Annotated in this window: 9 protein-coding genes; 5 read left to right on the forward strand and 4 right to left on the reverse strand. The window is 66.5% G+C overall.

Annotation, left to right across the window (positions count from 1 at the left end; translation table 11 throughout):
- Window positions 1-319, forward strand: a 319-nt coding sequence (locus N7333_RS22605; RefSeq protein ID WP_279859414.1) for a winged helix-turn-helix domain-containing protein, incomplete at its 5' end; no start/stop codon positions are given.
- Window positions 320-329: 10 nt separating this feature from the next.
- Window positions 330-1,937, forward strand: a complete 1,608-nt coding sequence (locus tag N7333_RS22610; protein WP_129483818.1) for an ATP-binding protein — start codon at window positions 330-332, stop codon at window positions 1,935-1,937.
- 215 nt (window positions 1,938-2,152) lie between these two features.
- On the opposite strand, the gene N7333_RS22615 is transcribed toward N7333_RS22610, so the two are convergent.
- Window positions 2,153-2,857: a 4'-phosphopantetheinyl transferase superfamily protein gene (locus N7333_RS22615; RefSeq protein WP_129483819.1), complete on the reverse strand. Its 705-nt coding sequence runs from the start codon at window positions 2,855-2,857 to the stop codon at window positions 2,153-2,155.
- 607 nt (window positions 2,858-3,464) lie between these two features.
- On the opposite strand from N7333_RS22615, the gene N7333_RS22620 reads away from it, so the two are divergent.
- A complete protein-coding gene (locus tag N7333_RS22620; protein WP_129483820.1) occupies window positions 3,465-5,339 on the forward strand; it encodes an MFS transporter in 1,875 nt (624 codons plus the stop codon).
- A 93-nt stretch (window positions 5,340-5,432) separates the two neighbouring features.
- Here N7333_RS22620 and sugE read toward each other — a convergent pair whose 3' ends face one another.
- The 3 genes from sugE to N7333_RS22635 all read right to left on the reverse strand — a co-directional run bounded on the left by sugE (window position 5,433) and on the right by N7333_RS22635 (window position 7,886).
- The gene (sugE, locus tag N7333_RS22625) at window positions 5,433-5,747 is read right to left on the reverse strand and encodes a quaternary ammonium compound efflux SMR transporter SugE (RefSeq protein WP_129483821.1); all 315 of its coding nucleotides are present in this window, start codon (window positions 5,745-5,747) and stop codon (window positions 5,433-5,435) included.
- A gap of 144 nt (window positions 5,748-5,891) precedes the next feature.
- A complete protein-coding gene (locus N7333_RS22630) occupies window positions 5,892-6,839 on the reverse strand; it encodes a bile acid:sodium symporter family protein (RefSeq protein ID WP_129483822.1) in 948 nt (315 codons plus the stop codon).
- Window positions 6,840-7,025: 186 nt separating this feature from the next.
- Entirely contained in the window at window positions 7,026-7,886 is an 861-nt protein-coding gene (locus N7333_RS22635; protein ID WP_177491293.1) for a MurR/RpiR family transcriptional regulator, read from the reverse strand.
- A 211-nt stretch (window positions 7,887-8,097) separates the two neighbouring features.
- On the opposite strand from N7333_RS22635, the gene zwf reads away from it, so the two are divergent.
- Both zwf and pgl read left to right on the forward strand, forming a co-directional pair.
- Window positions 8,098-9,564, forward strand: a complete 1,467-nt coding sequence (gene zwf / locus N7333_RS22640) for a glucose-6-phosphate dehydrogenase (RefSeq protein ID WP_096827063.1) — start codon at window positions 8,098-8,100, stop codon at window positions 9,562-9,564.
- The coding region (gene pgl, locus N7333_RS22645) for a 6-phosphogluconolactonase (protein ID WP_279859415.1) at window positions 9,551-10,061 on the forward strand (511 nt) is incomplete at its 3' end. The genes zwf and pgl, both read left to right, overlap by 14 nt.

Genomic DNA, 10,061 nt, shown 5'->3' on the forward strand with positions numbered 1-10,061 from the left:
CATCGACAGCGCCATGCGCGAAGCCTGGCTGGGCGAGCAGGGCATCGAGCTGACCAGCGCCGAGTTCGACCTGCTATGGCTGCTGGCGGTCAATGCCGGGCGCATCCTGTCGCGCGAGGAGATCTTCAATTCCCTGCGCGGCATCGAATACGACGGTCAGGACCGCTCCATCGACGTACGCATCTCGCGCATCCGCCCGAAGATCGGCGACGACCCCATGCACCCGCGGCTGATCAAGACGGTGCGCAGCAAGGGTTATCTGTTCGTCGCCGAGGCGGCCGAGGCGTTGCCGCTGGGTGACGCGGCCGTGGGCGATTGACCGGCCTGCCATGAACTCCATCTTCCTGCGCATCTACGGCGGCATGCTCGCCGCACTGGTGCTGGTGGCGCTGCTGGGCGTCGGCACCCTGCATCTGGTCAACGAGGTGCGTGGCGATCAGTACCGCGAGGGGCTGGCGCGCGGCACCTTCCGCCTGATGGCCGACAACCTGGTGCCGATGAACGAGGTGGAGCGGCGTCGGGCGCTGGCGGTGTGGTCGCGCCTGCTCGGTATTCCGCTGCAGCTGCAGGCAATGAGCGACGTGCCGCTGGAAGCCGGCGAGCGCAACCGTCTGCAGCGCGGCCAGGTGCTGGTGCGCCAGACCGGCCCGCACTCGGCCAAGGTCTACGGCCTGCTCGACGGCAAGCCGGGCCTGCTGCTGACCGGCGAGATCCAGCAGATCAGCGAGCAACTGGCGCGGGCCACCAACTACCTGCTGATCGACGAGCTGATCCGCTACCCGGTGGACGAGCAGCCGCAGCGTCTAGCCGAGCTGAAAACCGCCAAGCAGTTCGGCTTCGACCTGCAACTGGTGCAGCTCGGCGAGGCGGGGCTCGACCTCGATCAGCGGCGGCGTATCGACGAGGGTGATACGGTGATGGCGCTGGGCAAGGGCGGCGATTCCATCCACGTGTTCTCCGGCATCGTCGATACCCCCTGGGTGCTGGAAATCGGTCCGCTGTACCAGATGAACCCCTATCCGCCGCAACTGCTGGTGGTGATCGGCGCCCTGGGGCTGAGCCTGATCGGCCTGATCGTCTACCTGCTGGTGCGCTCGCTGGAGCAGCGCCTGCGGGGGCTGGAAGGCGCGGCTACGCATATCGCCAGCGGCCGCCTGGATGCACGTGTGCCGACGCGTGGCGCCGACTCGGTCGGGCGCCTGGCCAGCAGCTTCAATGCCATGGCCGAGCACCTGCAGACCTCCCTGAGCACCCAGCGCGAGCTGGTGCGCGCGGTGTCCCACGAGTTGCGCACGCCGGTGGCGCGCCTGCGCTTCGGCCTGGAGATGATCGCCGATGCACCGGACGAGGCGGCGCGGCGCAAGTACATGGAGGGCATGGACAGCGATATCCAGGACCTCGACAAGCTGGTCGACGAGATGCTGACCTACGCGCGTCTGGAGCAGGGGTCGCCGGCGTTGAATTTCCAGCAGGTGGAGCTGCGTGCGCTGATCGATCAGGTGATCGAGGAGCTGGCGCCGCTGAGCAACAAGGTGCGCGTGGAGTGTGGCGCGGTGCTCAGCGTGCAGGCCGACGGCGCCTGCTGGGTCGAAGCCGAGCCGCGCTACCTGCACCGGGCGCTGCAGAACCTGGTGAGCAACGCCATGCGCTATGCCGAAGGACGGGTGCTGATCAGTTGCCAGGTGGGTTACAAGCGTTGCCGCATCGACGTCGAAGACGACGGGCCGGGCGTGCCGGAAGAGGCCTGGGAGCGGTTGTTCAGCCCCTTCCTGCGTCTCGACGACAGCCGCACGCGGGCGTCCGGCGGGCACGGGCTGGGCCTGTCCATCGTGCGCAGGATCATCTACTGGCACGGCGGCCGCGCGCAGATCGGTCGCAGCGAAAGTCTCGGCGGCGCGCGTTTCAGCCTGGTATGGCCGCGGCGGCAGGGAGAGTAGGGCGCGATTTTGTGTTGGACCCGGTGCGCATGGTGCACCCCGCCCCGTAGGGTGCGCCGTGCGCACCGATTTTTTGCCGGCGCTGTAGCCCGGATGCAATCCGGGGCTGGCCGGCTACCTGCTCCCGGATTTCATCCGGGCTACGCCGCGGCCGCCGCCTGCTTTGTAGGGTGCGCCGCGCGCAGCGGATTATCCGCGTATGGCGGGACTTAGGGTCACGCCGCCACCGCCACCAGGCTCAGCACCTTGCCCTCGAACAGCACGAACTGGCCGTCCAGTTCGGCGCCTGCGCGCCAGTCCGCATGCAGGTCGATCAGCAGGCGCAGGCGCGCGCTGTCCTCATCGAGGTTCAGCAGCTCGGCGTCGTGGAAATAGAAGCGCGTCAGGGTCAGCGGATAGAGCGCCTTGAACAGGCTTTCCTTGAGCGAGAAGGTGAGGCTGATGCGCGCGGCACGGGCCTCGTCGTCCAGCGCCTGCAGCCGCTGCACTTCGGCGGGGGTGAGGATCTCGCCCTGCAGGCGCAGGGCGCGGTCGGCGGGCAGCAGGCGCTCCACGTCCATGCCTAGGGCGCGCCATTGGGTGTCGGGCGCGACCAGTGCCGCGGCCCAGTTGTCGCCATGGGTGATGGAGCCGGCCACGCCTGGCGGCCACTGCGGCGCGCGGTCTTCACCAACTGCCGGCACGCAGGGCTCGCCGGTCACGCGGCGCAGCGCTTCGCGTGCGCACAGGCGCCCGGCCAGGTATTCGGCCTGGCGCTTGGCCACGCCGCGCACCGGGGCGATGCCGCAGCGGGCGAAGTCGTCTTCGGTCACCAGGGCGGGGTCGAAGCGCGTGCTGATCAGCTGCGTGCCGGCGAGTGGGCGCGGTAGCGGGTCGTGATCGTCGAGGGGGCTGCAGCAGGCGGGATGGTAGGCGTTCATGGGGCGTGATTGTGCCGCGGCCGGGACCGCCTGGTCACCCGGCGTTTACATTTCTTTGCAGGCAGGTAACAAAGCTAAACGGACGCTGCCCCTGGCTTTTGTCAGACTGCTACGGCATTCCCCAGGGAATGCAGGTGAGGTTGTAGCCGGTGCGAGGCACTGGCGTTTTCTCCGAGTTCGAGAACGGTAGCCCGATGGGCTGCCGTTTTTTTTGCGCTGCGTAAGGTGTGAGAGGCATGCCGGGAGCGTGGATTTTCCAGCATGACCAGGCTGCGTAGGGTGCGCTGTGCGCACCAGGGATTCGGCGGGGTCTTGGTGCGCGCGGCGCACCCTACGGGGAGGCGGGCATCGTAGGGTGCGCCATGCGCACCGAGGGTTTCGGGTTGTATGCGGTGCGCGCGGCGCACCCCACGGGGAGGCGGGTTTCGTAGGGTGCGCCATGCGCACCGAGGGCTTCGGGTTGTATGTGGTGCGCACGGCGCACCCGCGGTGTCTCCACGCTATCCTGTGATCGCCAAGATGTTCGCATTTGCCCTGTGGCTTTCGGCGGGGCAATTGCAGTCAAATGCCTGTGCGGGCAAACCCGACCCCGCGAGGACCATGGACGATGACCCAACAATCGCAATTCGCCCTGCTCGGCAAGAAGCGCTTTCTGCCGTTTTTCGTGACGCAATTGCTCGGCGCCTTCAATGACAACATCTTCAAGCAGTCGCTGATTCTCGCCATCCTGTTCAAGCTCAACACCGGCGTCGACCGCGATCTGCTGGTCAACCTCTGCGCCTTGCTGTTCATCCTGCCGTTCTTTCTGTTCTCCGCCCTCGGCGGCCAGTTCGGCGAGAAGTTCGCCAAGGACGCGCTGATCCGTCGGATCAAGCTGGCCGAGGTGTTCATCATGCTCACCGGCGCCGCCGGGGTGCTGCTCGACAGCCTGCCGCTGATGCTGGTGGTGCTGTTCGCCATGGGCACCCAGTCGGCGCTGTTCGGTCCGGTGAAGTATTCGATCCTGCCGCAGCACCTCAAGGAAGAAGAGCTGGTGGGCGGCAACGCCCTGGTGGAGATGGGCACCTTCCTGGCGATTCTGGCCGGCACCATCGGTGCCGGCATCATGATGGCCAGCAGCAGTTACGCGCCCATCGTCGCCGGCTCGGTGGTCGGTGTGGCGCTGCTCGGTTACCTGGCCAGCCATGGCATTCCGCGTGCGGCGGCGGCGATGCCGACGCTGCCGCTGGACTGGAACATCTTCCGCCAGTCCTGGGTGATCATGAAGCTCGGCCTGGGCCAGCGTCCGGCGGTGTCGCGTTCGCTGGTGGGCAACTCCTGGTTCTGGTTCCTCGGCGCGATCTACCTGACGCAGATTCCGGCCTACGCCAAGGAGTGGCTGCACGGTGACGAGAGCGTGGTAACGCTGATTCTCACCGTGTTCTCGCTGGGGATCGGCCTGGGTTCGATGCTTTGCGAGCGCATGAGTGGACACAAGGTGGAGATCGGCCTGGTGCCGTTCGGCTCCATCGGCCTGACCCTGTTCGGCATGCTGCTGTGGTGGTTCTCCGGCGGTTTCCCGCAGGGTGCCGCGCCGCATGACTGGCTGGCGCTGCTCGGCCATGGTCAGGCCTGGTGGATTCTCGGCTGCATTCTCGGCATCGGTCTGTTCGGCGGCTTCTATATCGTGCCGCTGTATGCGCTGATCCAGTCGCGCACCGCCGAGCACGAGCGGGCGCGGGTGATCGCCGCCAACAACATCCTCAACGCGCTGTTCATGGTCGCCTCGGCCATCGTCGCGATCCTCTTTCTCAGCGTCGCCGGGCTGTCGATTCCGCAGCTGTTCCTGGCCATCTCGCTGATGAACGTGGCGGTCAACAGCTACATCTTCAAGATCGTCCCCGAATTCAGCATGCGCTTTCTCATCTGGCTGCTGGGGCATTCGATGTACCGGGTCGAGCACAAGGGGCTCGATGCCATTCCCGACGAGGGCGCGGCGGTGCTGGTGTGCAACCACGTGTCCTTCGTCGATGCGCTGCTGATCGGCGGCGCGGTGCGGCGGCCGGTGCGCTTCGTCATGTACTACAAGATCTACGATCTGCCGGTACTCAACTTCGTCTTCCGCACTGCCGGCACCGTGCCGATCGCCGGGCGCAACGAGGACCTGCTGATCTACGACGCGGCGTTCAAGAAGATCGCCGAGTACCTGCGCAACGGCGAGCTGGTATGCATCTTCCCCGAGGGCAAGCTGACCGGCGATGGCGAGATCAACGAGTTCAAGGCCGGGGTCGAGCGCATTCTCGAGGAAAACCCGGTGCCGGTGATTCCCATGGCGCTGCAGGGACTGTGGGGCAGCTTCTTCAGTCGCGATCCGCACAAGGGGCTGTTCAAGCGTTTCTGGTCGCGGGTCGGGCTGGTGGCCGGGGCGCCGCTGGCGCCGGAGCAGGCCAAGCGTGAAATGCTGCAGGCGCAGGTGGCGGAGTTGCGCGGGAATTGGCGTTGATGGCAGTTGGTGCGCACGGCCTAGGCGGCCCCGCGACACCCTACGGCGAGGAGATGGTGCCGGCCCGTAGGGTGCGCCGTGCGCACCAGCCTTTCAGTGGCTCAATTTGAGCCCGATCAATCCGCAGACGATCAGCAGCACGCTGGCCAGGCGCAGCAGCGCCATGGATTCGCCGAACAGGACGACGCCGGCGATCACCGTGCCCACCGCGCCGACGCCGGTCCAGATGGCGTAGGCGGTGCCCAGCGGCAGTTCCTTCATGGCCAGGCCGAGCAGGGCCAGGCTGACCAGCATGGCGCAGACGGTAAGCAGGGTGGGCAGCGGGCGGGTAAAGCCGTCGGTGTATTTCAGGCCGATGGCCCAGCCGACCTCGAACAGGCCGGCGAGCAGCAGAATGATCCAGGACATGGTGACCTCCAGTGCTGACTGAAGGGGCCGTCCCCGGATGCTTCATCGCCGTTGCGGCGATGCGGAGGTCGTCCTCGCGTGGCGCCTATTCTGCACATGGATGGGGCCGGGGCAAGCTGCCCCGGATAAGCGGAAGCTGTTGATTCAGCTGGAGCTTTTCGAAATATTCTGACCGAGCCGACGATACAGCGTGGCCAGCAACGGGCCGGACAGGTTGTGCCAGACGCTGAACAGCGCGCTGGGCACCGCCGCCAGCGGGCTGAAGTGGGCGCTGGCCAGGGCGGCGCCGAGGCCGGAGTTCTGCATGCCGACTTCGATGGACAGCGTCTTGCGCTGCGCCAGCGACATGCCGAACAGGCGCCCGGCCAGATAACCCAGGCCCAGGCCGATGCCGTTGTGCAGGATCACCACCGCCATGATCAGCAGGCCGGACTCGGCGATCCTGCCCTGGCTGGCGGCCACCACGGCGGCGACGATGGCGACGATGCTCATCACCGAGATCAGCGGCAGCACCTCGACGGCGGTTTTCACCCGCGCGCCGAGCAGGCGCTGGGCGATCAGGCCGAGGACGATCGGCAGCAGCACCATCTTGAGGATGGAAATGAACATGGCGCTGAACGACACCGGCAGCCACTCCGAGGCCAGCAGCCAGATCAGCGCCGGGGTGACCAGCGGGGCGAGCAGGGTGGTGACGGCGGTGATCGACACCGACAGCGCCAGGTCGCCACGGGCGAACCAGGTGATCACGTTGGAGGCGGTGCCGCCCGGGCAGCAGCCGACCAGAATCACGCCGACGGCGATTTCCGCTGGCAGGGCGAACACCTGGCACAGGCCCCAGGCCAGCAGCGGCATGATGCTGAACTGCGCCAGCACGCCGAGCAGCACCGCCAGCGGGCGACGGGCGACTTCCTGAAAGTCCGTGGCCTTGAGGGTCAGGCCCATGCCGAACATGATCAGCCCGAGCAGCGGGACGATCCAGGCGGTCAGTGGCAGGAACCAGCCGGGCTGGAAGAAGGCCAGTACGGCGAACAGCAACACCCAGACGGCGAAGGTGTTGCCGATGAAACGGCTGAGGGCGATCAGTGCTTGCATGGTGTGGGGCCTGGGCTTGCTCGGAAAGCCGGCAAGCCTAGCAGAAGCGGCCACGCGTTGGCCTGGTCCGCGGCGTTCTGGAATCAGGGCCGGTCAGCCGCGAGAGGCGCCGCGCCGCTTGCGCACAAGTGCGGCTTCTGGCCGTGCAATCACGGCCGCAACAGATTGGACAATGCCTTGTCAGACCTACAAAGGCTCTTCATCCGCGGGGTAACGGCTGGCGGTCAGGCTTTCCTTGATCTTGCGCAGGTGCGGCTGGAAATCCACGCCGCGGCGCAGGGTGACGCCGGTGGCGAGCACGTCGAGCACGGTGAGCTGGATGATGCGCGAGGTCATCGGCATGTAGATGTCGGTGTCTTCCGGCAGCGGGATGTCCAGGCTCAGGGTGCTGGCCTTGGCCAGCGGCGAGCCGGCGGCGGTGAGGCCGAGTACCGAGGCGCCGTTTTCCCGCGCCAGGCGTGCCACCTCCACCAGCTCGCGGGTGCGCCCGGTGTAGGAAATGATCACGAACAGGTCGCCGGTATGGGCCACCGAGGCGATCATGCGCTGCATCAGCACGTCGGAGTGCGCCGACACCGCCAGGTTGAAACGGAAGAACTTGTGTTGTGCGTCCAGTGCCACCGAAGCCGAGGCGCCGAGGCCGAAGAAGTGGATCTGCCGCGCCTGGATCAGCAGGTCGACGGCGCGGCTGACGTGCTGCGGATCGAGGCTCTGGCAGGCGGCGTCCAGCGAGGCGATGGTGCTGCCGAAGATCTTGCGCGTGTAGGCCTCGGGGCCGTCGTCGGCGGAAACCGCGCGGCTGACGTAGGCGGCGCCGCTGGCCAGGCTCTGCGCCAGTTGCATCTTCAGCTCGGGGTAGCCGTTGGCGCCGAACGAGCGGCAGAAGCGGTTGACCGTCGGCTCGCTGACCGCGGCGGCCTGGGCCAGCGCGGCGATGCTGAAGCGGGTGGCCTGCTGCGGGTCATGCAGGATCACCTCGGCCACCTTGCGCTCGGCCTTGTTCAGGTCGTCCAGGCGGCTCTGGATCTGTTCCAGCAGATTGCGCACGCGGTCCATAAGGGCTCCTAACAGACAGATGATCAGGCTTGGCGCCGTCGGCGGGCAGTGGCGACAGCCGGCCTATCCTACTGATGACGCCCGGCGGCCACCACTGATTATCAGGAAAATGAAGAAATGTTGTTTTTATTACAACATTTTCTCTTGATAAGCCGACTGCTACAGGGTATTTCTAGTGCATCTTGATAAAAGAACAAACATCATGGCCGCGATAAAGCTCGAATCCTGTACCTTTGCCCTGTTCGGCGCCCTTGGCGACCTGGCTCTGCGCAAGCTTTTTCCTGCGCTTTACCAGCTCGATCGCGCCGGTTTGCTGCACGACGACACCCGCATCCTCGCGCTGGCCCGTGAAGCCGGCGAGCCCCAACGCCATCTTGCCGCCATCGACCAGGCCCTGCGCCTGCACGTGCCGGCCAAGGAGCTGGAAGAGGGCGCCCTGGCGCGCTTCCAGGCGCGTCTGCATTACCTGACCATGGATTTTCTGCAGGCCGACAACTACCTGGCCCTGGCCGAACTGGCCGGCCACGATCAGCTGATCGCCTATTTCGCCACCCCGGCCTCGGTGTACGGCGGCATCTGCGCCAACCTGGCCGCGGTGGGACTGGCCGAGCGCTGCCGGGTGGTGCTGGAAAAACCCATCGGCCACGACCTGGCCTCTTCGCGTGCGGTGAACGACGCGGTGGCGCAGGTGTTCGCGGAGAACCGCGTCTATCGCATCGACCATTACCTGGGCAAGGAGACGGTGCAGAATCTGATTGCCCTGCGCTTCGCCAACAGCCTGTTCGAAACCCAGTGGAACCAGAACCACATCTCCCACGTGGAAATCACCGTGGCCGAGAAGGTCGGCATCGAGGGGCGCTGGGGCTATTTCGACCAGGCCGGCCAACTGCGCGACATGATCCAGAACCACCTGCTGCAGCTGCTCTGCCTGATCGCCATGGACCCGCCCAGCGACCTGTCCGCCGACAGCATCCGCGACGAGAAGGTCAAGGTGCTCAAGGCCCTGGAGCCGATCAGCGCCGAACAGCTCGGCCAGCGTGTGGTGCGCGGCCAGTACGTGGCCGGCAGCAGCGACGGTCGGCCGGTGCCGGGCTATCTGGAGGAAGAGAATTCCAACACCCAGAGCGACACCGAAACCTTCGTCGCCCTGCGTGCCGACATCCGCAACTGGCGCTGGGCCGGCGTGCCCTTCTATCTGCGCACCGGCAAGCGCATGCCGCAGAAGCTGTCGCAGATCGTCATCCACTTCAAGGCGCCGCCGCACTACATCTTCGCCCCTGAGCAGCGCCAGCTGATCGGCAACAAGCTGATCATCCGCCTGCAGCCGGACGAGGGCATCGCCCTGCAGGTGCTGACCAAGGATCAGGGCCTGGACAAGGGCATGCAGCTGCGCAGCGGCCCGCTGCAGCTGAGCTTCTCCGATACCTACCGCAGCGCGCGGATTCCCGATGCCTACGAACGTCTGCTGCTGGAAGTGATGCGCGGCAACCAGAACCTGTTCGTGCGCAAGGACGAAATCGAATACGCCTGGCAGTGGTGCGACCAGCTGATCGCCGGCTGGAAGCAGCTCGGCGAGGCGCCGAAACCCTATACCGCCGGTAGCTGGGGCCCGATGGCCTCGGTGGCACTGATCACTCGTGACGGGAGGAGCTGGTATGGCGATCTCTGACCTTGAACTGCCCACGGGTGTGGTTGCCCGTAGCGATGCCAGCGCAGAGGCGCATGCCGATGCCCTGGCCCTGCGCGTGGCCGACGCCCTGCGCCAGGCCATCGACAATCGTGGCAGCGCCACCCTGGTGGTGTCCGGCGGACGCAGCCCGGTGGCCTTCTTCGACGCCCTGGCGCAGCAGCCGCTGGACTGGCGCCAGGTGCTGGTGAGCCTGGCCGACGAGCGCTGGGTGCCGGTCAATCATGCCAGCAGCAACGAGGCGCTGGTGCGTCGTCATCTGCTGCGTGGCGCGGCCTCCGAGGCGAAGTTCCTCGGCCTGTACCGGGTCGCCGGCAGCCTGGAGCAGGCGGCGGAGCTGGCCGATGCGGCCTTTGCCGAACTGCCGCCGATCGACGTGCTGGTGCTCGGCATGGGCGACGACGGCCACACCGCCTCGCTGTTTCCGGACAGTCCCAATCTCGACCAGGCGCTGCGCGCCGACTGCCCGCGCCGGGTAT

This window comes from Pseudomonas sp. GD04158, assembly GCF_029834875.1.
GTDB lineage: Bacteria > Pseudomonadota > Gammaproteobacteria > Pseudomonadales > Pseudomonadaceae > Aquipseudomonas > Aquipseudomonas hydrolytica.

What these genes read in the sequence shown, in the direction of transcription:
- N7333_RS22610 (WP_129483818.1), top strand. Translation starts at nt 330, where the DNA reads ATGAACTCCATCTTCCTGCGCATCTACGGCGGCATGCTCGCCGCACTG.
- N7333_RS22615 (WP_129483819.1), bottom strand. Translation starts at nt 2,857, where the DNA reads ATGAACGCCTACCATCCCGCCTGCTGCAGCCCCCTCGACGATCACGAC.
- N7333_RS22620 (WP_129483820.1), top strand. Translation starts at nt 3,465, where the DNA reads ATGACCCAACAATCGCAATTCGCCCTGCTCGGCAAGAAGCGCTTTCTG.
- sugE (WP_129483821.1), bottom strand. Translation starts at nt 5,747, where the DNA reads ATGTCCTGGATCATTCTGCTGCTCGCCGGCCTGTTCGAGGTCGGCTGG.
- N7333_RS22630 (WP_129483822.1), bottom strand. Translation starts at nt 6,839, where the DNA reads ATGCAAGCACTGATCGCCCTCAGCCGTTTCATCGGCAACACCTTCGCC.
- zwf (WP_096827063.1), top strand. Translation starts at nt 8,098, where the DNA reads ATGGCCGCGATAAAGCTCGAATCCTGTACCTTTGCCCTGTTCGGCGCC.